The organism is Stutzerimonas frequens (assembly GCF_024448335.1).
GTDB classification, from domain to species: domain Bacteria; phylum Pseudomonadota; class Gammaproteobacteria; order Pseudomonadales; family Pseudomonadaceae; genus Stutzerimonas; species Stutzerimonas frequens.
Genome location: NZ_JAMOHM010000010.1, coordinates 57,864 through 82,745 on the forward strand (window position 1 = coordinate 57,864; position 24,882 = coordinate 82,745).

Genomic DNA, 24,882 nt, shown 5'->3' on the forward strand with positions numbered 1-24,882 from the left:
TTACCGGTGGCAGGTGTAGCAGTGGGTCAGGTCGCCCTCGGCGATGCGTCGCTTGCGCATCAGCGCCTCACCGAGGGCGCGCCGGTCACCGGCGTAGTGCCAGCTCATGTCGGTCACTGCGGCGCGCGGTCGTAGCCGCGGCGCCGGGTCCTGATGGCAGTCCAAGCACCAGCTCATGCTGAACGGCTCGGCCTTGCGCATCAGCGGCATGCTGTCGACCTGCCCATGGCATTCGGCGCAGCCGACGCCGGCGTTCACGTGCACACCGTGGTGGAAGAACACGTAGTCCGGGAGCTCGTTGACCCGGTTCCAGTGCAGCGGCTCGCCCTGCGCGAGGCTCTGGCGCACCGGCGCGAGCATCTCGGCGCCGGTCCACAACTGCGAATGACAGCTCATGCAGGTGTGCGTCGGTGGCAGGCCGGCCACGGCGCTCGTCTCGACATTGTCGTGGCAGTAGCGGCAATCGATCTGTAGCGCGCCGGCGTGGTGTTCGTGGCTGAAGGGCACAGGCTGATCCACCGTCAGCCCCACGCCGGTGACATAGGACGAACGCGACAGTATGACGAACGCGACGAAACCCCCGACCAACCCCAGGAACAGCAGGAGCAGGACCAGGCGCAGCCACATGTCGGCAGAACGCGGGAAGAGCTGGGCCATCAGACGAACGGCATCCGGGTCGTTTGGTTTTTGTATCCGTCTGTTTCTGGCCCGTGCGCACGGCATGAGTTCAACGCCACGGCCAAATCCATACAAATCGGCGGGGAACGTTTCCAGAGGCCGGTCAGTCAGCTATGGACAACAGCTAGCCTCGACCGCCCACCCACGGCGGAACGAGCGCCGACAGGACCCGCCGGACCGTGCCGGCAACAGGCCAGGGAACGCCGGCCCGCCCCACCACCGCGACAAGACGGAGGCCTGATGAGCGACTGCACGATCCATTACGACGGCAAAGCCCTGGTCGGTAAGGCCGACACTCCGCTGATCGACTTTCTCGCCAAGCATGGCATCGACCTGCCGCACGTCTGCTACCACCGGGCGCTCGGCTCACCGCAAACCTGCGACGTGTGCTGGGTCCAGGTCGACGGCGAACTGGTGCGCGGCTGCACGCTCAAGGCACGCGACGGCCTGCAGGTGACCAGCGAGATCGCCGAGGCGAAGGCCGCACGCGAGGAAGGCATGGACCGGCTGGTGGCCAAGCACGAGCTGTACTGCACGCTGTGCGAGCACAACACCGGCGACTGCACGCTGCACAACACCTACGCGCAGATCAATCCGCCGATCCAGCGCTACGAATTCAAGCGCAAGCCGTACGAGAAGGACCACTCCAACCCCTTCTACACCTACGATCCGGACCAGTGCATTCTCTGCGGGCGCTGCGTCGAGGCCTGCCAGAACGTCGAGGTCAACGAGACCTTGTCGATCGACTTCACCATGGAGCACCCCCGCGTGCTGTGGGACGGCGGCAAGCCGATCGACCAGTCGAGCTGCGTCAGCTGCGGCCATTGCGTCACCGTATGCCCGTGCAACGCGCTGCTGGAAAAGACCATGCAACCCGATGCCGGTCCCTTCACCGCGCTGCCGCAGGACGTCAAGCGGCCCATGATCGACATGGTCAAGACGCTCGAGGAGACCATCGGCGCGCGGCCGATCACCGCCCTCTCGAAGATGGACATGCACTGGCGCCAGCCGGAGATCAAGCGCACCAAGACGGTGTGCACCTACTGTGGCGTGGGCTGCTCGTTCGAGATGTGGACGCGCGACCGGCACATCCTCAAGGTGCAGCCGGTGGTCGACGCCCCGGCCAACGGCATTTCTACCTGCATCAAGGGCAAGTTTGCCTGGGACTTCGTCAACGACCCGAAACGCCTGACCACGCCGCTGATCCGCGAAAACGGCCAGTTCCGCGAAGCGAGCTGGGATGAGGCGCTGGACCTGGTCGCCCATCGCCTGCTGCAGATCCGCGACACCCACGGGCCGGACGCCATCGGCTTCATCGGCTCGAGCAAGGCGAGCAACGAAGAGGCCTATCTGACACAGAAGATCGCCCGCGCGATCATCGGCACCCACAGCGTCGACAACTCATCGCGCTACTGCCAGAACCCGGCGACCAAGGGCCTGTTCCGCACCGTCGGCTACGGCGGCGATTCGGGCACCATCGAGGACATGGAAAAGGCCGACCTGATCGTCATCGTCGGCAGCAATCTGTCCGAGAACCACCCGGTGATCGCCTCCAAACTGAAGGCGCAGAAGAAGCATCGTGGGCAGAAGCTAGTGGTGTTCGACCCACGCCGCCACGAGATGGCCGAGCGTGCCGACCTGCACCTGCGGCCCAACTCGAGCACCGACCTGGTCTGGCCTCGGCGCTGTCGCGCTATATGTTCGATCACGGATACGCCGACCTCGATTTCCTCGACAGCCGGGTCAATCAGGTCGAGGAATACAGAAAATCGCTCGAGCCTTTCACCATGGACTTCGCTGCCGAGGTCACCGGCATCGCCAAGGAAGCGCTGATCGAGGCCGCCGAGCTGATCGGCCAGGCCGAATCGGTCTGCCTGCTGTGGGCCATGGGCATCACCCAGCACAGCCACGGTTCGGACACCAGCACGGCGTTATCCAACCTCTTGCTGGTCACCGGCAATTACGGCCGGCCCGGCACCGGCGGCTACCCGATGCGCGGCCACAACAACGTGCAAGGCGCCAGCGATTTCGGCTGCCTGAAAAACATGTATCCCGGTTACGAGAAAGTCACCGAGGAGAAATACCGCGACAAGTGGGCCAAGGCCTGGGGCGTGCCAAAGGAGCGGCTGCCGCTGGAGAAGGGCAACGACAACTTCACCATGGTGCAGAAAGCCCGCGAGGGCTCGGTGAAGGCCATGTACATCATCGGCGAGGAGACCGCCTTCTCCGATGCCAACAGCCGCAACGTGCATAGCGGCTTCGAAAATCTGGACTTCATGGTGGTGCAGGACATCTTCCTCAGCCGCACTGCGCAATTCGCCGACGTGGTGCTGCCGGCCTGCCCCTCGGTAGAAAAGGACGGCACGTTCACCAACACCGAGCGGCGCATTCAGCGCTTCTACGAGGTGCTGCCGCCGCTAGGAGACAGCCGTCCGGACTGGCAGATCTTCACCGACCTGGCCAGGCGCATGGGTTATGACTGGGGCTATACGCACCCGAGCCAGATCATGGACGAGGCAGCCGGCATCGCCACGATGTTCCAGGGCATCAGCTACGAGCGGCTCGAAGGCTGGCAATCGCTGTTCTGGCCCATGCAGAGCGACGGCAGCACCACACCGCTGCTTTACACCGAGCGCTTCCACACCGACGACGGCAAGGCCGTGCTGTTCCCGCTGGAATGGAAGCAGCCGGCCGAAGCCGCCGACGACGAGTACGACATCATGCTCGACAACGGCCGCATGCTCGAGCAGTTCCAGGCCACCAACCAGACCGGGCGCGGCCCACGCATCTGGTCGCAAGCGCCGAACTGGTTCGTCGAGGTCAGCCCGGAACTTGCCGCCGAGCGCGGCATCGAGGACGGCACCTGGCTGAAGATCAGCTCGCGCCGCGGCTCGGTGGAGGTGCGTGCCACCGTGACCGAGCGAGTCGCCGGCAAGACGCTGTTCATGCCCATCCACCAAGGAAAGCCTGGCCTCAACCTGCTGACCGGCGAGCACCACGATCCCGACGTGAACACGCCGGCCTACAAGGAAACCGCGGTGAAGCTGGAAGTGCTGGCCGAAAAAGGCGAACCGCCATTGCCGTCCAACAGCTTCCGCCACGCCAAGCGCACCCCCAACGAAGGTGTGCCCGTCGAGGTGAAGTGGTACCGCGACGACTACGTCGCCCCGCCCGCCCAAGCCCCGCATCCGGAGAGATACTGATGGCCCAGCGAATCAACTACGACGTCAAGCCGACGCCGATCGGCCCCAGCGCGCGCGAGGAACTCGATACCCTGCTCGAAACCCTGCACCAGCGTGGCGTGCTGCGCTTTGCCAACGACCTGGCGGGCTCGCATGACCGCGTGCTCAAGGTACTGGTCGATGGGATGAGCAAGGAAGGCTCGCTCAATGCCGTGCAGAACCTGTCGATCCTCGGCATGGCGCTGTCGCGCATCGAGCCCGCGCAATTCTGCAAAGTGGTGTTTGCCTTCCAAGAGGCCTTCCATGCCGTCGGGCATTACAAACCCGACGGCAAGCACGACGAGGCGCCAGGCGTTACCGGCGCCTACAAGATGCTCCACGACGATGAACTGTGGGCGGCGCTGATGCCCATCATCGAGGGGCTCAAGAGCTTCGCGGGCGGTCTGGACAAGGACGCGGAAAAACCGATCACCAGGTTCAGTGGCAAGCAGACCGAGCAATGAGGCGAAGCGGCTATGGCCGTTACTGGCCATTACCGCTCGAACACAAGCGAGCAGCCGGTGCTTGGTGAACGCCTGCTGCTCGTTGCAGGTATGGCTGGCTGGCATTGGTACCGATCGCGGGCTGGCATCGGTCAGGGGCTGGTACAGCGATACCAGCCACGATAACCGACGTGCAGGCCCTGCTCCAGCTCGAATAGCATGTCGGCCTCACGCTGTTCGGCCGGCCTTGAATCGCCCCCTTCGCCCGCTGGCTCGATTCTGACCGACATACCGTCACCACTCAGTGTGAAACCACCGACTTCAGCCTCATGCCCCGCAAGCTTTACCAATCGGCCATGGATCTTCACCACCCCTTGGCCGGCGTTATCGCCAGTCACCTGAAAAACAGCCACGGGCTTGCTTTCCGCTGTGTAGGCGAAAGCACACCGCGGGCCTACACCCAGCACCTTCTCGATTTCGGCAGCGTCAAGCGTCTGCGGATCGATGGTTGGGATGTCGGGCGTGCCCACCGCTTCACGCGCACCGACCATCTTCGGTGACGGGTCGCTCATCAGCGGCTTTTCAACACCCTCTCCAGGCGCGGGATCGCCACAGGCGGCCAGCAACAGAACCGCGAGAGGCGCAAGCAATTTACAAGCGAGCGAACCCTGGCCGCTCCGGTGCAGATGAAGACGCATCAGTCGACCCCCTCAAGTTCGTTGATCAGATACTTCATTTCCGATATTTCACGACGCTGAGCCGCAATGATCTCATCGGCCAGTTTGCGAACCCGCGGGTCGGTAATTTGCGCGCGCTCGCTGGTCATGATCGCAATCGAATGATGGGGGATCATGGCTTTCATATATTCGGCATCACCAACGGTAGCCTGGCTACGGACCAGCCAGAGCGTCAGGGCAAATACAACGACGCTGCCGATATATATAGCGATATTGATCCGCTTTTTCTGATACATGCTCAGCATGAAACTCAGCATGATGACGGCCATGACAGCCCCCATCAACAGCGCCATCCAGGCGCGGGTCTCGCTCCAAAATACATGTTCGAATGCGTAAGTATTCAGATACATCAAGCCGAACATGACGACTGTAGAAGTTGCGATCATGGCGGCGAAGCGCCAATAAGACATCTGCATCATCGTTTTCCTTTCAGTTCCCGTGCGTACCTGATTGCTGCCCTAGCGCGGCATATTCGCTGGCAGACATACCAGGCAGCTGTTTCACGAAAGCGGCGATATTCCAGAGCTCTCCATCGTCATGCGTTTCGCCGAAAGCCGGCATCGCCGACATACGCACGCCATGCTTGATCAGCCAGAACACCTCGTTCGGCTGCCAATGTGCGGCCTCCTCGACGAGATGCGGAGGTTGCGGTAAAAGGCCTCGAGCCCACTCGGCGCGTTCCACGCCTGGGCCTGCATGGCAGTGCTGACACATCGCCTTGTAATGCTCTGCACCGGCGGCGATCTGCTCCTCGGAGAGTTCCGGCACGTCCAGGTCCTCCGCTCTGGCTGCCACTGAGTTCTCCATGGTGGTGGTCGACACCCAGCGAACAAAGGGTGAGTGATCCTGAGAAGCGGCAACGTTGTATGCGCCGGTATACGCAACTAGCAACACCAGCAAAAAAACAAACAAAGCGGCCAATACAAGCCCAACCACTAAGCCTTTTAGCAAGGAGCTCTGAGTTTTTTGCATAAGTGATTATGCCTCTAGATTAATCAGCGGCGCCTGAGGCATAGACAAAACAACACGGCGCATAGTTGCCAACAAATAGTTACCTTACAAAAAAGTAATCTAGGCAGGTGAGGCAAAACGCTATTGGTCAGTTCTAACCGATCTTCTAGTTAGTCGGCTACCTATATTCTTGAATTATGTGCAGACTGATCGCTGTAGGGGCTGTATTGTCTGATCGAGCGAGAGCCGGTGGCGCCTTTGGCCGTACGCTATAACCGGTGAGACTGCGATCTTTCAGAGCCAAGACGGACGGACTGGATCATGCGTGTGCTGTTGACGACAGACGCACCATTCATCGAACTGAGCGCTTTTCAAACCGATTTTGTGGAGTACGCAGACAGCGGCAGCGGCATCGATAGAGCGCTCGGTAGCTAAGCTGGATTTTTGGTTGCCGCGGCCAGCCACTTCGAGCGCAACGATGGTTACACGCTGGCCCTGATGGCCATACGCCGCCGACGCGAGCACTGATGATAAAAAGATCTGCCGCAAGAATTACGCAAGGGCCAAACAGCGGACACAAAAAAAGCTGCCCTAGGGCAGCTTCTCTTGTCTCATCACGTCCATAGGAAGTGAACTGAGTAATATGGCGCAGCGGACGGGACTCGAACCCGCGACCCCCGGCGTGACAGGCCGGTATTCTAACCGACTGAACTACCGCTGCGCGTCGGCCGGACTTTCGTCCGAAATCTCACAAAGGTTGGTGGCTGATGACGGGATCGAACCGCCGACCCCCTGCGTGTGATGCAGGTGCTCTCCCAGCTGAGCTAATCAGCCGATCGCCTTGCGAGGCGCGCAATTTACTCACCCCCCTAAGCTAAGTCAACAGCAGCATTGAATTTTTTTTACCAAAGCGTGGTCAACTGAGACTGCCGCATCGCTTTGTAACTTTGTTCGGGCACCATCCGCTCACCCGGATTGTCTGAAATTTCGGCTGCGGTATCGTCAAAATTGATCTAGAAATGCTGTAACGCCTGACAACAGCCCCGCGCCCAGGGAACCTACAACAAGAGCGCCACGGAGTATTTCGCTTGCCATTGCCGGGAAAACTGCGCAATTACCGTCAACACGTTCCACTGCTTGCCAGCATCGTGCTCCTTTGTATCTACGCCGTTTATCTGGCCACCCGGCTCGAGCAGTGGCTGGATCTGAGCCGTGCACCAGCGCCGGCAGACATCTATGAGCAGAACGTCGGCGGAGCGAGCGGACCAGACATGCAGCGGCTGGAGATCCTGTTCGGCTCGGCCGCGCCCTCCGACGCCTATGCGCCTTCGGCAGCCGCCAGCGGTTTCACCCTGCGTGGCAGCTTCGTGCACATCGAGCCAGAGCGATCGAGCGCCATCGTCCAGGTCGATGGGCAGCCACCGAAGCTGTACTGGCAGGGACAGGACCTGCAGGATGGCGTGAGCCTGCATAAGGTCTATCCCAACCATGTGGAATTGCTGCGCAACGGCACCGTAGAGGTGCTGCATTTTCCCGAAACTCGATCGCCAGCCTACGTTCCGAACGAGCCGACCTATCAGGAAGAAACAGCAACTGGCGAACTCGCGACGGACGAGTCGCAGCTGATGCAGCAACAGATGGACGCTTTGCGCCAGCAGCTGGAAGAAGCCGTCATCCAGCCTGACGCCGCACCCTCCAACGACCAGCCCATGGAAGACGATTGACCGATGCCGAAGCCTTTCTCGCGCTCACTGCTTGCCCTGCTAGCCACCGGCCTGCTGGCCGCCCCGCTGCCCTTGATCGCAGCCGAACCGGGTATCGAACCGAGTCCGAATCAGCAAGACGGCTGGACCATCAACCTCAAGGACGCCGACATCCGCGCGTTCATTGATCAGATCAGCCAGCTCAGCGGCCAGACGTTCATCGTCGATCCGCGAGTGAAGGGCCAGGTCAGCGTGGTATCCAACGCGACCCTGTCGCTGAGCGAGGTCTATCAGCTGTTCCTTTCGGTGATGGCGACGCATGGATTCAGCGTATTGACTCAAGGTGATGTCGCGCGGGTCATACCGAACGCCGAAGCCAAGGCGGAAGCCGGCGGTGGGCCGACCGGCGGCGACCAGTTGGAGACCCGGGTAATCCAGGTGCAACACACCTCCGCCGCCGAGCTGATTCCCCTGATCCGCCCACTGGTTCCGCAGTACGGCCATCTCGCAGCCGTTTCATCGGCCAACGCGCTGATCATCAGCGATCGCAGCGCCAATATCGCGCGCATACAGGATCTGGTCGACCAGCTCGACCAGGCCGAAAGCAACGACTACAGCGTGCTCAACCTGCGCCATGGCTGGGCGGTCGATATTGCCGAGGTCCTACGTAACGCGATGATCCGCGGCGAAGCGAAAAGTGCACCGGGCGTGCAGATCATTGCCGATTCGCGCACCAATCGACTGATCTTCATCGGCCCACGCGAGGCACGGGGCAAACTCGCCGCACTGGCTCAGTCACTCGACACGCCAGCCACCCGTTCGGCCAATACTCGCGTCATCCGCTTGCGCCACAACGATGCGAAATCCCTTGCCGAAACACTTGGCGACATCTCCGAAGGCCTGCAGAACCCGGACACTGGCGAGGCTGGCAGCGGTACCGGGCGGTCGCAGAACATCCTGATTCGTGCCGATGAAAGCCTGAATGCGCTGGTGCTGCTGGCCGATCCCGAGCTGATCGGTACGCTGGAAAGCATCGTCAGGCAGCTAGACGTTCCGCGCGCGCAAGTCATGGTCGAGGCGGCCATCGTCGAAGTTTCGGGCGACATCACCGATGCGCTCGGCGTGCAGTGGGCCATTGACGCTCGCGGCAGTACTGGCGGCGCCGGCGGCGTAAGCTTCGGCAACACCGGCATTTCGGTCGGAAGCGTACTGAATGCGATCAATGAGAACGAAATCCCCAGCGAGCTGCCAGACGGCGCGATCATCGGCGTCGGTACGCGCAGTTTTGGTGCCCTGATCACCGCACTGTCCTCCAACAGCAAGAGCAATCTGCTGTCGACACCCAGCCTGCTGACCCTCGACAACCAGGAAGCGGAGATCCTGGTCGGCCAGAATGTGCCATTCCAGACCGGCTCCTACACCACCGACTCGGCTGGAGCGAACAACCCGTTCACCACCATCGAGCGCCAGGATATCGGTGTGACGCTCAAGGTCACACCGCACATCAACGAGGGGGCCACCCTGCGCCTGCAGATCGAGCAGGAAATATCGTCCATCGCCCCGAGTGCCAGTTTGACGGCACAGGCCGTCGATCTGGTGACCAACAAGCGCTCGATCAAGAGCACCATCCTCGCCGAGGATGGCCAGGTTATCGTCCTTGGAGGCCTGATCCAGGACGACGTGACACGCACCAACGCCAAGGTACCGCTGCTCGGTGATATCCCCCTGCTCGGCGCGCTATTCCGCTCCACGCAGGAGACTCACGTCAAACGCAACCTGATGGTCTTCCTGCGGCCGACGGTGATACGCGATCGCGCCGGGCTCGCCGCGCTGTCCGGGAAGAAGTACAGCGATATCCGGGTGATCGAGACCGATTCGGCCAGTCCGACCATCCTTCCGGCCAATCCTACGCAGCTGTTCGATGGCCGAGGCGAGCCCGCACCGGCCATCGATCTACGTCAGTAACCGACGGCGCCTGGCGGCGTTGCGTGTTCAGCAGGGGACGAGGCAACCAACCCCACAGCGGCAGTCGAACGGTGCCGCTATGGGATGGTGCGGTGGCTCAGAGTGCGGCCAACCCGCGGGCCAGGTCGGCCTTGAGATCGTCCACGTCTTCCAGACCCACCGCAACGCGTATCAGGCTGTCGCTGATGCCCGCGGTCGCGCGATCCTCGGCCGACAGCCGACCATGGGTGGTCGAGCCGGGATGGGTGATGGTGGTCTTGCTGTCGCCCAGGTTGGCAGTGATCGAGATCAGCCGGGTGGCGTCGATGAATCGCCAGGCGCCCGCCTTGCCTCCGGTCACTTCGAAACTCAGCACCGCGCCGAAGCCCTTCTGCTGGCGCTTGGCCAGCTCGTGCTGTGGATGGCTCGGCAGGCCAGCGTAGAACACCCGCTCGACGCCCGGCTGCTGTTCCAGCCATTCGGCCAGTATCTGAGCGCTGGCACAATGGGCCTGCATGCGCAGGCGTAGGGTTTCCAGGCCCTTGAGAAACACCCAGGCATTGAACGGGCTGAGCGTCGGCCCGGCGGTACGCAGGAAGCCGACGATTTCCTTCATCTGCTCGCTGCGCCCCGCAACCACACCGCCAAGGCAGCGGCCCTGGCCGTCGATGTACTTGGTCGCCGAGTGGATGACGATATCGGCCCCCAGTTTCAGCGGCTGCTGCAGCACCGGCGTGCAGAAACAGTTGTCCACCGCCAGCATAGCGCCCTTGCCGTGGCAGAGTTCCGCCAACGCAGCGATATCCACCAGCTCAGCCAGCGGATTGGATGGCGATTCGACGAACACCAGCCTGGTGTTTTCCTTGAACGCCGATTCCCATGCGGCGAAGTCGGTGAGCGGGACGTAATCGACCTGCACACCGAAGCGCTTGAAGTACTTCTCGAACAGCGAGACGGTGGCGCCGAACACGCTGCGCGAAACCAGTACATGGTCACCAGCCGAACATAGGCTCATCACGGTGGCGAGGATGGCTGCCATTCCGGAAGCGGTGGCGACGGCCTGCTCGGCGCCCTCCAGTGCGGCGATACGCTCCTCGAATGCCCGCACGGTCGGATTGGTGTAGCGCGAGTAGACGTTGCCCGGCACATCGCCGGCGAAGCGAGCAGCCGCGTCGGCAGCGCTGCGGAACACGTAACTGGAGGTGAAGAACAATGGCTCACCATGCTCGGCCTCCGGCGTGCGGCGCTGGCCGGCGCGCACTGCGAGAGTATCGAGTCCGACCCCTTCGAGATCGCTATCGAGCCGTCCGGCTTCCCATTCAATGGTCATAGTCTTGCCTCAGCCGGCGCAGCTTTGCCGCGACCGGAATGGATCAGTTGTTGTACAGATCGATGATCGCGCTGACCGCATTGGTCTTGGCTTTGCTCAGATCGTTGCGTGCCTGCTCGATCTTCTGCAGGTAGGCCTCGTCGATATCGCCTGTGATGTAGTTGCCGTCGAACACCGCGCAATCGAAGTTCTCGATCTTGACCTTGCCGCCGCCTACCGCATCGATCAGATCCTCCAGATCCTGGTAGACCAGCCAGTCGGCACCGATCAGTTCGGCCACTTCCTCGGTGGTGCGGTTGTGCGCGATCAGCTCGTGGGCACTGGGCATGTCGATGCCGTAGACGTTGGGGTAGCGCACCGCCGGCGCCGCCGAGCAGAAGTAGACATTCTTCGCCCCGGCTTCGCGGGCCATCTGGATGATCTGCTTGCAAGTGGTCCCACGCACGATGGAATCGTCCACCAGCATGACGTTCTTGCCACGAAACTCCAGATCGATGGCATTAAGCTTCTGGCGCACCGACTTCTTGCGTGCAGCCTGGCCGGGCATGATGAAAGTACGGCCGATGTAGCGGTTCTTGACGAATCCTTCGCGGAACTTCACGCCGAGCCGGTTGGCCAGCTCCAGCGCCGCGGTGCGGCTGGTGTCCGGAATCGGAATGACCACATCGATGTCGTGGTCCGGACGCTCGCGCAGGATCTTGTCGGCGAGCTTCTCGCCCATGCGCAGACGCGCCTTGTACACCGACACGCCGTCCATCAGGGAGTCGGAACGCGCCAGGTAGACGTACTCGAAGATGCATGGCGCGAGCTTCGGCGCGTCCGCGCACTGGCGGGTGAACAGTTTGCCGTCAGTGGTAATGTACACCGCCTCACCCGGCGCCAGGTCGCGAATCAGGGTAAAGCCGAGCACATCGAGTGACACGCTTTCCGAAGCGATCATGTACTCGACGCCTTCGTCGGTGTGGCGCTGGCCGAAGACGATCGGGCGAATTGCATTCGGGTCGCGGAAACCGACGATGCCATAACCGGTCACCATCGCCACCACGGCGTAACCACCGCGGCAACGCTCGTGGACCTTGCTGACGGCGGCGAAGACGTCTTCTTCGGTCGGCTGCAGCTTGCCGCGCACGGCCAGTTCGTGGGCGAACACGTTGAGCAGCACCTCGGAATCTGAGCTGGTGTTCACGTGGCGCAGATCCGACTCGTAGATCTCCTTGGTCAGCTGGTCGACGTTGGTCAGGTTGCCGTTGTGCGCCAGGGTGATGCCGTACGGCGAGTTCACATAGAACGGCTGGGCTTCGGCCGAACTGGAGCTGCCGGCTGTGGGGTAACGGATATGGCCGATGCCCATGTTGCCAACCAGGCGCTGCATGTGGCGCTGCTGGAATACATCGCGCACCAGGCCGTTGTCCTTGCGCAGAAACAGACGACCGTCGTGGCTGGTCACGATACCGGCTGCATCCTGGCCGCGGTGCTGCAGTACGGTAAGCGCGTCATACAGCGCCTGATTGACGTTCGACTTACCGACGATGCCGACAATGCCACACATGCAAGGAACCCCTCAGTTATTACAAGCTGGCCGAATGCGCAGGCAGACCGAGCATCCGGGAAAAATACTCAACCGACCGGATTGAGCGAACCGGCGACCCACTGGCCGCTGAACCCGAGAATCAGGTTCTTCGACCAATCGGCGATCAGTAGAAAATGCGGCAGCAATGCCGATTCGCGCCACCAGGTATCCTGCTGGACCGGTGCCAGGCTGAGCAGCCCTGCAAGCACCACCACCAACAGACCACCTCGTGCGGCGCCAAATACCATTCCGAGAAAACGATCGGTCCCTGACAGCCCCGTCACCCTGATCAGCTCGCCGATCAGGAAATTCACCAGCGCGCCCACCAGCAGGGTCGCCACGAACAACAGGGCACACGCTGCGATAACCTGCACCGAGGGCGTGCTGATGAACTCGGCCAGATGGTGAGACAAGGCGCCGCCGAACATCCAGGCGATCACGCCGGCAACGATCCAGGTGACCAGCGATAGCGCTTCCTTGACGAAACCACGCTTGAGACTGATCAGACTGGAAACAGCGATGACGGCAATGATGGTCCAATCGACCCAGGTGAATGCCACGATGTCTTCTACAAAGGGGGAAAGGCCGCGCATTTTAGCAGAGCGCAGGCGCCACGGGTACGCACTGGTTGCGTCAACGCTGGTGTGCTGATCGCGACACCGATCAAACGGCGACAGGCGGCCCTACAGGTCAACCCTCTTCGGGTTTGAAGCGCACCACGAAACCATCGAGTTTCTGCTGACGCTGCAGCACATCGCGAAGGCGGTTCGCCTCGCTGCGCTCAACCAGCGGCCCGACGAAGACGCGATTCATCCCGTCAGCGGTGCGGATATAGGCGTTGTAGCCTTGCGAACGCAACGTCTGCTGCAGACTTTCCGCACTCGCGCGATTGGATAGGCTTGCCAGCTGAATCGACCAGCTGACCGGCAGGTTATTGTTGTCCAGCCGCGGCTCCGGCTTCTGCGGCTCCCCTGGTGCCGTTGGTGCCGATGGCGCAGTAGCTGGAGCAGGATCAGCCGGAGCAAGCGGCTCGACCGGAGCTGGCACCGGGTCTTCAGCCGTGGCGGCAGTCGCGTCGCCCTCTTCCTCGATGATTTCAAAGCCCTCGGGGGCCGATTTCGCCTCTGGCACCTCGACCGGCTGCATTTGGATATCGGCAACAACCGGTGCGGCGGGAATGCTGGGCGCATCGACCGTGACATGGCGAAGGTCGTCCTGCCGATTGAACAGCATCGGTACGAAAATGACCGCTATGGCGATCAGCACCAACGCGCCGACCATGCGTTGCAGCAATCCTTTATCCAGCAATGCCATGCCCACTTTCCCCTGCCTGTTGTTCCAGCCATTCGAGCGCCGCAGCGACACAGAAGAACGATCCGAAGACCAGCACTTCATCGCCAGAATCAGCCTTACTGCACTGCGCGACGAGAGCCTGTTCGATGCTCTCATACTGACTGACCGAAGCACCACGCTCAACCAGTGCCGCAGCCAGCTGTGCCGCTGACCGCGAACGGGCGGTAGGCAGCGGCGCGACCGCCCATTGTGCGATCTGCGGGCTCAGGGCATCGAGCACGCCAGCCAGATCCTTGTCTGCAAGGAGGCCGAACACAGCCAACCGCTGCCCCGTGATCGGTCGCTGTCCGAGCCGCTGAGCGAGAAAGCCGGCAGCGTGAGGGTTGTGTCCTACGTCCAGCAATAGCGAGATGCGCTGGCCGTTCTGCATGACGTACCGCCGGTCCAAGCGCCCGGTCACGTGCGTCCGTTGCAGCGCGCCGGCAATGCGCTCGGCATCCCAGGACAGCCCCAGCAAGGCAAAGGCCTGTAGCGCAAGCGCCGCGTTCTCCATGGGCAACGACAGCTGCGGCAACCCATGCAACTCTAGCGGCTTGCCCGCTGCATCGACGCCGCGCCAATGCCAGGTCCGAGCATCGATCGCCAGATCAAAATCACGCCCACGCACGAACAACGGCGCCATCAGCACTTTGGCGCGCTCAAGCAATGGTGTTGGTACTTCAAGATCGCCACACAGCGCTGGTTTACCTTCGCGCAGAATCCCGGCTTTCTCGTACGCCACGCTTTCACGGCTATCACCCAGCCAGTCGGCATGATCGAGACCAATATTGGTAATCACCGCCAGGTCGGCATCGATGATGTTGACCGCGTCCAGTCGGCCACCAAGGCCGACTTCCAGTACCACCGCGTCCAGCCCTGCCCGCTCGAAGAGCCAGAATGCCGCCAGCGTCCCGACTTCGAAGTAGGTCAGCGATATGTCGCCACGGGCGCCATCCACAGCGGCAAAGGCTTCGCAGAGCTGCTCATCGCTCGCATTCACCCCCCCGAGCTGTACGCGCTCGTTGTAACGCAGCAGATGCGGTGAGCTGTAAACGCCGACTTCGAGACCCTCGCTGCGAAGCAGCGACGCGAGGAAGGCACAAGTCGAGCCCTTGCCATTGGTGCCGGTAACGGTAATTACCAGCGGAGCCGGCCGCGTCAGACCAAGCCGCGCTGCCACCGCACGAACCCTATCCAGGCCCATGTCGATGGCAGTCGGATGCAGTTGCTCAAGATAGGCGAGCCAGTCGGCCAGGCTCCGGGTGGTCATGCAGTAGCCGCTACCTGGGCAGGTTCGCTCGGTGACGGCAGTTTTTGCATCTGCGCCAACAGGCGCGACAGACGAGCACGCAACTCGGAACGCGGAATGATCAGATCGATAGCGCCGTGATCCAGCAGGAACTCGCTACGCTGGAAGCCTTCCGGCAGCTTTTCGCGCACGGTCTGTTCGATTACCCGCGGGCCAGCGAAGCCGATCAGGGCCTTCGGCTCTGCGACGATCACATCACCCAGCATGGCCAGACTGGCGGAAACGCCGCCGTAGACCGGATCAGTCAGGACGGAGATGAAAGGCAGGCCTTCCTCGCGCATGCGAGCCAGGACTGCAGAGGTCTTGGCCATCTGCATCAGCGAGATCAGCGCCTCCTGCATCCGGGCGCCGCCGGATGCGGAGAAGCAGATCAGCGGGCAGCGCTTTTCCAGCGCCACGTTGGCGGCACGAACGAAACGCTCGCCGACGATCGCACCCATCGAGCCGCCCATGAAAGAGAACTCGAAGGCACAGGCAACCACAGGGACATTGACCACCTTGCCGCTCATGGCGACCAGGGCGTCCTTTTCACCGGTCTGCTTCTGAGCGGCGGTCAGGCGATCCTTGTACTTCTTGCTGTCACGAAACTTGAGACGATCGACCGGTTCGAGATCGGCGGCAATCTCTTCACGCCCCTCGGTATCGAGGAAGATGTCCAGACGAGTACGGGCATCGATGCGCATGTGATGCTGGCACTTGGGGCATACATCAAGCGTCTTTTCCAGTTCGGGACGATACAGAACCGCCTCGCAGGATGGGCATTTGTGCCAGAGGCCTTCGGGCACCGAACTCTTCTGCGACTCCGAGCGCATGATCGAAGGGATCAGCTTGTCTACCAGCCAGTTGCTCATGCTCTTGTTCTCCAAAGCTTCATTCCTGCCGCGCACCCGCGCCGCAGGTTGATTCATCGTTGCGACCGGAGCATGCAAACGCTCGCCAGACGCGTAAGCGATGCGCATGAGCGCAACCGCCATATTCGATCTCTTCCTGCCGGAAGAAATCACCACCAATCGGTGCGCTGGGCTCACCAGCGACTCGTTACTGGACGGTCACGACCATCCAGGCGTCACATAGTCGACCGCACACGCTCGATAAAGGCTGCAACCTTGGCCGCATCCTTGATGCCCTTGCCCTGCTCCACACCGCCACTGACGTCCACGGCATATGGCCGGACCTGGGCTATTGCCTGCTGGACATTCTCTACGGTAAGCCCTCCAGCAAGAATCAACGGCTTGGGCAATGAAGGGGGGATAAGTGACCAGTCGAAGCGCTCGCCCGTTCCGCCCGGCATGCCAGCCACGAAGGTATCCAGAAGGATGCCGCTAGCATTGCCGTAGCGAGCAATCTGAGCAGCGACATCCTCGCCGTTACCGACTCGCAGCGCCTTGAACCACGGGCGGTGAAAGCCTTCGCATGCGCCCGGTGATTCGTCCCCATGGAACTGCAGCATATCCAGTGGAACCGCATCGAGCGTCTCGTTGATCTCACAGCGGCTGGCATTGACGAACAACCCGACCGTCGTAACGAAAGGAGGCAAGGCTGCGATGATCTCGCGCGCCCGTTGCAGGCTGACCGCCCGTGGACTCTTGGGATAAAAGACCAGGCCGATGGCATCAGCGCCCGCCGCCGCAGCGGCCAGGGCGTCCTCAATCCGGGTGATGCCACATATCTTGCTGCGAACGATCGGCAACGGAACTCTACCTGTCAACGGAAAAAAGGATGGTAACAAAAGCCATGTCAGCTGCAAGCGAATCGCCACGGGCATTCGTCAGCATCGAACGTCTGGCAGGCCGGAAAGAAAATGCGGCCCGAGATAGCGCTTCGGTAGCTCAAACTCTTCCGGGTAGTCCACTTCGACCAGATAGAGACCATATGGATGTGCCGTTACTCCACCGGTGCGGCGAACTCGTGACTCAAGCACTTGCGACGCCCACTCCACCGGTCGCTCACCGGCACCGATGGTCATGAGCACTCCGGCAAAATTGCGCACCATGTGATGGAGAAAGGCATTGGCCCTGACATCGATGACGATCAGCCGGCCGTATTCGAGCAGCTCCAGATGATGAATTGTCTTGATCGGCGACTTGGCCTGGCACTGCCTCGCGCGGAATGCACTGAAGTCGTGCGTACCCACCAGGGCAACGGCAGCGGCACGCATCCGTTCGATGTCCAGCGGACGGTGATTCCAGGTAACTTCTTCTGCTAGATGCGCTGGACGGATCTGATCGTTGTAGATCACGTAACGGTATCGACGCGCCATGGCACTGAAGCGCGCATCGAAATGCAGCGGCATCTCCTTTGCCCAGGTAACGCTTATGTCCGGAGGCAGGTTCATGTTCGCGCCCATGACCCATGCATGCATGCTGCGCGAAACGGGCGTATCGAAATGCACTACCTGACCGCTGGCGTGGACCAGCGCATCCGTGCGCCCCGCGCAGCTGAGCGTGACACGGTGGCCGCCCGCGACCTTGGTCAGCGCTGTCTCGAGTGACTCTTGAATGGACGGCACACCGGCACGCTGGCGCTGGAAGCCACGGTATCGGGCCCCCTTGTACTCAACGCCGAGAGCGATTCTGGAAACGCCGACGGCAGCCATTTCGGCTGCCGCTTCGGGTACTGCTTGGTTCATAGGATCAGGCGAGTTTGGCGAGCATGTCGCGCGCCTCCTGCTGCTGAACATCGCTACCCTCGGACATCACCTCATCGAGGATATCGCGCGCACCTTCGGCATCCCCCATGTCAATGTAGGCCCTGGCAAGATCCAGCTTGGTGGTGGTCTCGTCGGTATCGGAGAAGAAATCGAAATCCTCGTCCAGCTCCGCGGTGGGGTGGACATCGCCCTGCTCGGCTACCGGTGCCGGCGTCGGCTCGTCTAGATCCTTCGATAGGTCCTCGATGTCAGCCTCAACTTCATCCAGCTGCGCTGCAAAGTTGTCCGATCGAGCGCCTTGCTCCTGCTCTGGCTCCTCCAGGGAAATGTCGAAGCCTTCTGGCAGCGTCTCGGTCTCGGCAGCAGCTTCTTCAGTCAGCTCGAAATCAAGCTCATCGCTATCGAATTCAACAGGCGCACCGGCGGGTGTTTCGTCTTCGAGACTCAGCGAAAAATCATCTTCTTCAACCGTGTTGTCCGCAGCGCTTTCAGCGCCGAAGGAAAAGTCGGTCAGTTCTTCTTGCTCGGTCTTCGACGGCTGCTCGTCCTCTTCCAGCCCCAGGCTGAAGTCGTCGTCGATTGCAGTCTGTTCCGTGGACTTAACCTCCAAATCTTCGTCCAACATCAGATCGTCAAAATTCAACGAATCATCCGCAGGCAAGGAGGCCGGACGCTCGTCATTCAGATCAATATCCAGATCATCCAGGCTAAGATCGAACTCATCATTCAGGTTCTTGCTGGCAGCGGGAACTGGCGGCTCATCAAGCTGGAAATCGTCCAGATCGAGGCTGTTCATGTCCACCTGCGCTGCGGCCATGCCCGCTGCAGCACCGCCCACGGCTGCGGCCATCGCCGGATACTTGTGCTTCAGCTGCTCGACTTCCGCAGTGGCGCCACCGATCTCACGCAACTCGGCCTCTTCACGGGCGAAACCCTCGCGATTCCCCAGCTCCGCATAGACTTCCATGAGCTTCAGGCGCAGATCGCTGCGATGAGGCTCATCGTTGAGTGCATTCTGCAGAAGCTCTGCAGCCTGGTTGAAGCGACCATAGGCAATGTAGATGTCCGCCTCCGCTAGCGCATCACCAGTTGCGGGGGTCAGTTCGTTGCCAGCAGGCGCCGGCGTGTTGACGGGTTGAAAGACCGCTTCCTGGGGGCGCTCCTGACCAACGTCGACGAACCCGGGCGTGCCAAGCTGCAGATCATCCACCGCGCTCTCCGCCAGAAGGCTTTCCTGCAACTCGGCTTCCCGCATCGCATTTCGACGCGAAAGAGCCATCAGGCCGACCAGCAGCAACAGCAGCGCGCTTCCGCCCAACACACCGAGCAGCAGAGTGTTTGACATCAGATCATCGATCAGGCCCCGCTGCTCCGGCTCGGCTGCAGGTGCAGCGGGCTTGGCGGGCTGCGGGGCAGGCTTGGCGGCCTGGGGCTTAACTGGAGATGGAGCCACAGCCGGAGTCGACTCTGCTGCGCTCGCACCGGCATCAGCCTGAGCGTCATCTTGCGGGGCGTTTGCAGCGTTCTGCTCAAGGGGTGCTGTATCGCCATCGACCGCTGCCGACGGGGTCGCAGCGCCTGTCGGAGCCGCCTCGCTCGTCTCAGCGGTCTGCCCCTCTGCGCCCAACTGCGCCTGGAGCTTGGCCAACTGGTCATCCTTCAGCTGCATCAGACGCTGCAACTTCTCCAACTGCCCCTGCAGATCGTTCAGGCGATCTTTCAGCTCATCGTTTTCACGGCGACTGGAATCCAGGCTTTCCTGAGTTACCGCGAGCTTGTCGCGCAACGCTTTGCCACCATCGCCAGCCCCGGTATCGGACCCTTCGGTCGACTTGCCGGCATCGGCTGCGACGAGGCGCAGGCTATCTCCAGAATCGCTACGCGACGGCGTGGCGCCGGCCTCGGTACGACGCGTTGCATCCAGCTGGCGCGCAGCTGCCACTGCGCCGCTTCGACCCTGACGCCAAGCGGCGTTCTGCTCGGCAACCTGGCTGATCGCCTCCGCCTGCGAGCGGCTGGATATCTGCCCCGCGTCAGGAAGGCGCAGCACCTGCCCGCTTTTCATTCGATTGATGTTGCCATCGATAAAGGCATTCGGGTTCAGGTCCTGAATGGCCAGCATCGTCTGATGGACCGTGCCCTCACCCCGGTTACGCTCGGCGATATCCCAGAGCGTATCGCGGGCAGAGGTGCGATATTCATTACCCGATTGCGCAGCATTCGCGACGGATACCGGCGCGGAAGGCGCAGCCGCCGGGCGAATCGGGGCCGCGCGCAGCGGCTCGGCGGCACGAGCCGGGGCGGAGGAAATGGGCAGCTGGGGAGCCGCGGCTGCGGCCGTTTCCGGCGAGTAGAGTGGCGGATCGAGAAGCAGGGTGTATTCGCGAAGCAGGCGCCCGTTTGGCCACAGCACTTCTACGAGAAAATTGAGGTAAGGCTCACGCACCGGCTTGCTGGAGGAAACCTGAATGACGCTCTTTCCGTTTGGCCTCAGTACCGGGGTGAACTTCAGGTCCGTCAGAAAGTACTGACGATCAATACCCGCTCGATTGAAATCCTCCAGGGACGCAAGCACTGGTATGACTTCGCCGGGAGCCAGGTTCTTGGCATCGAGCAGTTCGATCTCTGCGATCAGCGGTTGATTCAATGACGACTGAAGCGTGACCTCTCCCAGCCCAAGCGCATGGGCCATTTCTGTAGTCAGCGCGGTAGCAGCCGCGATTGCCAGCACCAGATTGCGAACCCGAACCATTATTTAATCCCTTGTTTATCTTTTTCTCGTACTACGAGAGGGTCTTATGTCACTGCCCGCGCCACCTGGCGGTGGCTCCCCATCAGCGATAAGCCGTTCAGCGCACCGGCTAGAATTAATCTTTGAATTACCAGTAAGTATCTTTTACAGATAGTCTTTTATCAACAACTCACCAGACTGCACAGCATTCAGCGCTGCGCCTTTTCGCACGTTATCAGACACAATCCACAAATTGACTTCCCGTGGATCACAGATGCCTCGACGAACTCTTCCGACATAGATCACATCCTGCCCGACCGCGTCGCCAACCGCTGTCGGATAATCGCCCGACTCCACCAGCTCAACCCCCTGCGCCGCTTCAAGGGCTGCGGACAGCGCCTGCATATCGGCCTCGACCCGCCCCTGCAACGAGACGACGAGGCTCTCTCCGAAGAACACCGGAGCCTGAACGAACGTAACAGAGACAGCGAGTTCCGGCATATCCAGGAGCTGACGAAGCTCCTCAACCAGGCGCCGCTCCTGCAATCCATATCCTTGCGCGTCGACCGCCTCGGCTTGTGCGAGCATATTGAAAGCCACCTGCCGACCGAATACCCGCGGCTCCAAAGGTCGTGCATTGAGCAATTCGGAGGTCTGTCGGGCAAGCTCCCTCACGCCTGCCGAGCCATGGCTGGACACGGGCAGACAGGCTGTAACAGTCACGCGATGCAACTCCAGCTGTTGCTGGATCGGTTTCAATGCGATGGCCAGGGCGACCGATTCAGGCAGTGGACTTGCAACGGCGCACTGTTCCGGCAACGCGTCGAGCAGCACGCCGTTGACCTCTGGCACAACGCATAGCTGCTGCTCGACGGGAATCGAGGCTGACAGATCGATGACTCGGCAGCCAGCCGCTAACGCCTTGACGCGGCACTCGCTCAGCAATGCAGAGGCACCAACCAAAAACACCAATTGCGCTCGATTGAATTCGAAGCGATCCACCTCGCCTACACGCAGATTCCGGCCCTTGAACGGCACGGTATGCCCGACACTCTCGGTGCCATCCAACAGATGCAGCTCGGCAACCGGAAATGCCCTTTCCTCGAGCACCTCGACCAGCGCTTCGCCTACCAAGCTAACCGCACCTACGACCGCAACACCGACACCTGTGGGCATCGTCACCTCCACGCATTAAGGACCGGCACTGTAGCGAAATGGCAGACCACTGCAAGCGACACTGCCGAGCGGCACATCGCACAAACGAAAACGCCGCGAGCAAGTCGCGGCGTCTGGCACGTCATCGAGCGCCTATCAGCGCTCCAGCAGGATACGCAGCATGCGCCGCAGTGGCTCGGCAGCCCCCCACAGCAGCTGATCACCGACAGTGAACGCACCCAGGTAATGCGAGCCCATGTTCAGCTTGCGCAGACGTCCGACCGGTACGCTCAGCGTCCCGGTCACAGCCGCCGGGCTCAGCTCCTGCATGCTGGCATCGCGGTGATTCGGCACCAGCTTGACCCAGGGATTGTGCTGACTGATCAGCCCTTCGATATCGGAGATCGGCACATCCTTGTTCAGCTTGATGGTCAGCGCCTGGCTATGGCAACGCATGGCACCGACGCGTACACAGATGCCGTCAACCGGGATCGGGCTCTTGAAGCGACCGAGGATCTTGTTGGTCTCGGCCTGCGCCTTCCATTCTTCACGGCTCTGCCCGTTCGGCAGTTCCTTGTCGATGTACGGGATCAGGCTGCCGGCCAACGGCACGCCGAAATTGTCCACCGGGAAAGCTTCGCTACGCTGGGTTTCGGCCACCTTGCGGTCAATGTCCAGAATGGCGCTGGCGGGATTCAGCAGATCGTCAGCCACAGCCGCATTGATGGCGCCCATCTGCTTGATCAGCTCGCGCATGTTCTGCGCGCCGGCGCCGGATGCGGCCTGATAAGTCATGGCACTCATCCACTCCACCAGCCCTGCCTCGAACAGACCGCCCAAGCCCATCAGCGCCAGGCTGACGGTACAGTTACCGCCGATGTAGTTTTTGGTGCCGGCATCGAGCTGCTGGTCGATCACGCGACGGTTCACGGGATCGAGCACGATCACCGCATCGTCCTGCATGCGCAGCGACGAGGCGGCATCGATCCAATAGCCCTGCCAGCCGGCTTCGCGCAGCTTCGGGAAGACCTCATTGGTGTAGTCGCCACCCTGACAGGTCAGAATCACATCGAGGCCTTTCAGCTCGTCGATGCTGTAGGCGTCCTTCAGCGCAGCGGTTTCCTTGCCAATATCGGGCCCCTGGCCGCCGACATTGGAAGTGGTGAAGAACACGGGCTCGATCAGGTCGAAGTCCCGCTCTTCCAGCATTCGCTGCATGAGCACGGAACCGACCATACCGCGCCAACCGATCAGACCTACACGTTTCATCGCAACTACACCTATAGAAAAAGTGGCCCGCACCATTCAGCGCGGGCCAAAAGATTACAACTTCGCGAGGGCCGCGACTACTGCATCGCCCATCGCCTGAGTACCAACTTTGCTACAACCTTCGGACCAGATGTCGCCGGTGCGCAGGCCCTGATCGAGGACATCGCTGACCGCTTGTTCGATGGCATCGGCTGCAGCCACCTGATTGAAGCTGTAACGCAGCATCATCGAAACGGAAAGGATGGTTGCCAGCGGGTTGGCGATACCTTTGCCAGCGATGTCCGGTGCCGAGCCGTGGCACGGCTCGTACATGCCCTTGTTGCCGGCGTCCAGCGAGGCCGACGGCAACATGCCGATCGAACCGGTGAGCATGGAGGCCTCGTCCGACAGGATGTCGCCGAACATGTTGTCGGTGACGATCACGTCGAACTGCTTCGGCGCGCGCACCAGCTGCATGGCAGCGTTATCGACATACATATGGCTGAGTTCGACTTCCGGGTAGTCCTTGGCGACTTCCTCGACCACCGCCCGCCACAGCTGGCTGGAAGCCAGCACGTTCGCTTTGTCCACCGAGCAGAGCTTCTTGTTGCGCACCATGGCCATGTCGAAGCCAACCTTGGTGATGCGGCGAATCTCGCTCTCGCTGTACGGCAGTGTGTCGTACGCCATGCGCTCACCGTTCTCCAGTACCTTGCTCTCGCGCGGCTGGCCGAAGTAGATGCCACCGGTCAGCTCCCGGACGATCAGGATGTCCAGACCGGCAACGATTTCCGGCTTGAGCGACGAGGCATCGGCCAATTGCGGATAAAGCAGCGCAGGGCGCAGGTTGCCGAACAGCCCCAGCTGGGAGCGAATCTTCAGCAGGCCGCGCTCGGGACGAATGGCCGGATCGATGGTGTCCCACTTAGGCCCGCCGACGGCGCCCAGCAGGATCGCGTCAGCGGCACGAGCACGCTCCAGGGTCTCATCGGCCAGCGGCACGCCGTACTTGTCGACAGCCGCACCACCGAGCTCGTCGTAGCTCAGCTCGAAGCCCAGCTGAAACTTGTCATTGGCCAGCTGCAGCACCTTGACCGCCTCGGCCATGATTTCCGGGCCAATACCATCGCCAGGGAGAACCAGAATCTGTTTGGACATTTTTCGTTCCTGTGAATTGATACGCCGCAGGGTGGGGATGCAGCCCACTCCTATATATAGGTTCAGCTCGCGCGTTACTTGATCGCGCCGAACAACCAGGGCTGGCTCTGCTGGTGACGAGCTTCGAAGGCCTTAATGGCTTCGGCGTCCTGCAGGGTCAGACCGATATCGTCCAGACCATTGAGCAGGCAGTGCTTGCGGAAGGCATCGACCTCGAAGCCGTATTGCTTGCCGTCCGGACGGGTAACGGTCTGCGCAGCCAGATCGACGGTCAGCTGGTAGCCTTCGGTCGCCTCGGCCTGCTGGAACAGCTCGTCCACCTCCTCTTCTTTCAGCACGATCGGCAACAGGCCGTTCTTGAAGCTGTTGTTGTAGAAGATGTCGGCGAAGCTCGGCGCGATGATGGCGCGGAAGCCGTATTCGTCCAGCGCCCACGGCGCATGCTCACGGGAGGAGCCACAGCCGAAGTTCTCGCGGGCCAGCAATACGCTGGCGCCCTGATAACGCGGGAAGTTCAGCACGAAGTCCTTGTTCACCGGACGCTGCGAGCAATCCTGGTTCGGCTGACCGACATCCAGATAGCGCCACTCGTCGAACAGGTTGGGGCCGAAGCCGGTGCGCTTGATCGACTTCAAGAATTGCTTCGGAATGATCTGGTCGGTGTCGACATTGGCGCGATCGAGTGGGCAGACCAGGCCGGTGTGTTGGGTAAAGGCTTTCAT

The 24,882-nt window shown here is 61.3% G+C and carries 22 protein-coding genes and 2 tRNA genes; 5 read left to right on the plus strand and 19 right to left on the minus strand.

Annotated elements, in window-relative coordinates:
* Positions 1–657 carry a cytochrome c3 family protein gene (locus NAO55_RS14550; protein ID WP_102841356.1) on the minus strand — a complete coding sequence of 219 codons (657 nt, stop codon included), beginning with the start codon at positions 655–657 and terminating at the stop codon, positions 1–3.
* A 261-nt stretch (positions 658–918) separates the two neighbouring features.
* Between NAO55_RS14550 and NAO55_RS14555 the strand changes: the two genes are divergently transcribed.
* From NAO55_RS14555 to NAO55_RS14570, 3 genes are read left to right on the plus strand one after another with little or no spacing between them, the layout of a single operon-like run.
* Complete coding sequence (locus NAO55_RS14555; RefSeq protein WP_256070229.1) at positions 919–2,511, plus strand: molybdopterin-dependent oxidoreductase; 1,593 nt, start codon at positions 919–921, stop codon at positions 2,509–2,511.
* Complete coding sequence (locus NAO55_RS20990) at positions 2,466–3,881, plus strand: molybdopterin oxidoreductase family protein (protein ID WP_369522426.1); 1,416 nt, start codon at positions 2,466–2,468, stop codon at positions 3,879–3,881. Before NAO55_RS14555 ends, NAO55_RS20990 begins: the two co-directional genes overlap by 46 nt.
* Positions 3,881–4,363 (plus strand): DUF1641 domain-containing protein, encoded by a 483-nt coding sequence (locus NAO55_RS14570; protein WP_102841357.1) that lies wholly within the window; start codon positions 3,881–3,883, stop codon positions 4,361–4,363. The genes NAO55_RS20990 and NAO55_RS14570 overlap by 1 nt, the downstream gene beginning before the upstream one ends.
* Before the next feature lie 131 nt (positions 4,364–4,494).
* Here the strand turns inward: NAO55_RS14570 and NAO55_RS14575 are convergent, their stop codons facing one another.
* The 5 genes from NAO55_RS14575 to NAO55_RS14595 form a co-directional block, all read right to left on the minus strand.
* Positions 4,495–5,040: a DUF6692 family protein gene (locus tag NAO55_RS14575; protein WP_146030740.1), complete on the minus strand. Its 546-nt coding sequence runs from the start codon at positions 5,038–5,040 to the stop codon at positions 4,495–4,497.
* Positions 5,040–5,495 (minus strand): DUF305 domain-containing protein, encoded by a 456-nt coding sequence (locus NAO55_RS14580; RefSeq protein WP_102841358.1) that lies wholly within the window; start codon positions 5,493–5,495, stop codon positions 5,040–5,042. Before NAO55_RS14580 ends, NAO55_RS14575 begins: the two co-directional genes overlap by 1 nt.
* Positions 5,496–5,508: 13 nt before the next feature.
* On the minus strand, positions 5,509–6,051 hold the full coding sequence (locus tag NAO55_RS14585; RefSeq protein ID WP_102841359.1) for a c-type cytochrome: 543 nt from the start codon (positions 6,049–6,051) through the stop codon (positions 5,509–5,511).
* A gap of 623 nt (positions 6,052–6,674) precedes the next feature.
* Positions 6,675–6,751: transfer RNA gene (locus NAO55_RS14590), tRNA-Asp, on the minus strand.
* Between the two features lie 37 nt (positions 6,752–6,788).
* A tRNA-Val gene (locus tag NAO55_RS14595) sits at positions 6,789–6,864 on the minus strand.
* 254 nt (positions 6,865–7,118) lie between these two features.
* Here NAO55_RS14595 and NAO55_RS14600 point away from each other — a divergent pair.
* Together NAO55_RS14600 and gspD are read left to right on the plus strand one after the other, a co-directional pair.
* Complete coding sequence (locus NAO55_RS14600) at positions 7,119–7,754, plus strand: type II secretion system protein N (RefSeq protein WP_102841360.1); 636 nt, start codon at positions 7,119–7,121, stop codon at positions 7,752–7,754.
* A gap of 3 nt (positions 7,755–7,757) precedes the next feature.
* A complete protein-coding gene (gspD, locus tag NAO55_RS14605) occupies positions 7,758–9,698 on the plus strand; it encodes a type II secretion system secretin GspD (RefSeq protein ID WP_102841361.1) in 1,941 nt (646 codons plus the stop codon).
* Positions 9,699–9,795: 97 nt separating this feature from the next.
* Here the strand turns inward: gspD and NAO55_RS14610 are convergent, their stop codons facing one another.
* The 13 genes from NAO55_RS14610 to leuD form a co-directional block, all read right to left on the minus strand.
* The gene (locus NAO55_RS14610; RefSeq protein WP_102841362.1) at positions 9,796–11,007 is read right to left on the minus strand and encodes an O-succinylhomoserine sulfhydrylase; all 1,212 of its coding nucleotides are present in this window, start codon (positions 11,005–11,007) and stop codon (positions 9,796–9,798) included.
* A 43-nt stretch (positions 11,008–11,050) separates the two neighbouring features.
* Positions 11,051–12,556 (minus strand): amidophosphoribosyltransferase, encoded by a 1,506-nt coding sequence (gene purF / locus NAO55_RS14615; protein ID WP_102841363.1) that lies wholly within the window; start codon positions 12,554–12,556, stop codon positions 11,051–11,053.
* A 68-nt stretch (positions 12,557–12,624) separates the two neighbouring features.
* The gene (locus NAO55_RS14620; protein WP_256431875.1) at positions 12,625–13,170 is read right to left on the minus strand and encodes a CvpA family protein; all 546 of its coding nucleotides are present in this window, start codon (positions 13,168–13,170) and stop codon (positions 12,625–12,627) included.
* A gap of 97 nt (positions 13,171–13,267) precedes the next feature.
* Positions 13,268–13,891, minus strand: a complete 624-nt coding sequence (locus NAO55_RS14625; RefSeq protein ID WP_102841364.1) for an SPOR domain-containing protein — start codon at positions 13,889–13,891, stop codon at positions 13,268–13,270.
* Complete coding sequence (gene folC / locus NAO55_RS14630) at positions 13,875–15,179, minus strand: bifunctional tetrahydrofolate synthase/dihydrofolate synthase (protein WP_102841365.1); 1,305 nt, start codon at positions 15,177–15,179, stop codon at positions 13,875–13,877. Before folC ends, NAO55_RS14625 begins: the two co-directional genes overlap by 17 nt.
* Positions 15,176–16,069: an acetyl-CoA carboxylase, carboxyltransferase subunit beta gene (gene accD / locus NAO55_RS14635; RefSeq protein WP_063543687.1), complete on the minus strand. Its 894-nt coding sequence runs from the start codon at positions 16,067–16,069 to the stop codon at positions 15,176–15,178. Before accD ends, folC begins: the two co-directional genes overlap by 4 nt.
* 215 nt (positions 16,070–16,284) lie before the next feature.
* Positions 16,285–16,908, minus strand: coding sequence for a phosphoribosylanthranilate isomerase (locus NAO55_RS14640; RefSeq protein WP_102841366.1), 624 nt, complete (start codon positions 16,906–16,908; stop codon positions 16,285–16,287).
* Positions 16,909–16,986: 78 nt separating this feature from the next.
* A complete protein-coding gene (gene truA / locus NAO55_RS14645) occupies positions 16,987–17,847 on the minus strand; it encodes a tRNA pseudouridine(38-40) synthase TruA (protein ID WP_102841367.1) in 861 nt (286 codons plus the stop codon).
* 4 nt (positions 17,848–17,851) lie between these two features.
* Complete coding sequence (locus tag NAO55_RS14650; protein WP_102841368.1) at positions 17,852–20,620, minus strand: motility hub landmark protein FimV; 2,769 nt, start codon at positions 20,618–20,620, stop codon at positions 17,852–17,854.
* Positions 20,621–20,764: 144 nt separating this feature from the next.
* Positions 20,765–21,775: an aspartate-semialdehyde dehydrogenase gene (locus NAO55_RS14655; protein WP_102841369.1), complete on the minus strand. Its 1,011-nt coding sequence runs from the start codon at positions 21,773–21,775 to the stop codon at positions 20,765–20,767.
* A 135-nt stretch (positions 21,776–21,910) separates the two neighbouring features.
* Entirely contained in the window at positions 21,911–23,023 is a 1,113-nt protein-coding gene (asd, locus tag NAO55_RS14660) for an aspartate-semialdehyde dehydrogenase (protein WP_044315764.1), read from the minus strand.
* 54 nt (positions 23,024–23,077) lie between these two features.
* Entirely contained in the window at positions 23,078–24,160 is a 1,083-nt protein-coding gene (gene leuB / locus NAO55_RS14665; RefSeq protein ID WP_102841370.1) for a 3-isopropylmalate dehydrogenase, read from the minus strand.
* Positions 24,161–24,234: 74 nt separating this feature from the next.
* Positions 24,235–24,882: a 3-isopropylmalate dehydratase small subunit gene (gene leuD / locus NAO55_RS14670; RefSeq protein WP_102841371.1), complete on the minus strand. Its 648-nt coding sequence runs from the start codon at positions 24,880–24,882 to the stop codon at positions 24,235–24,237.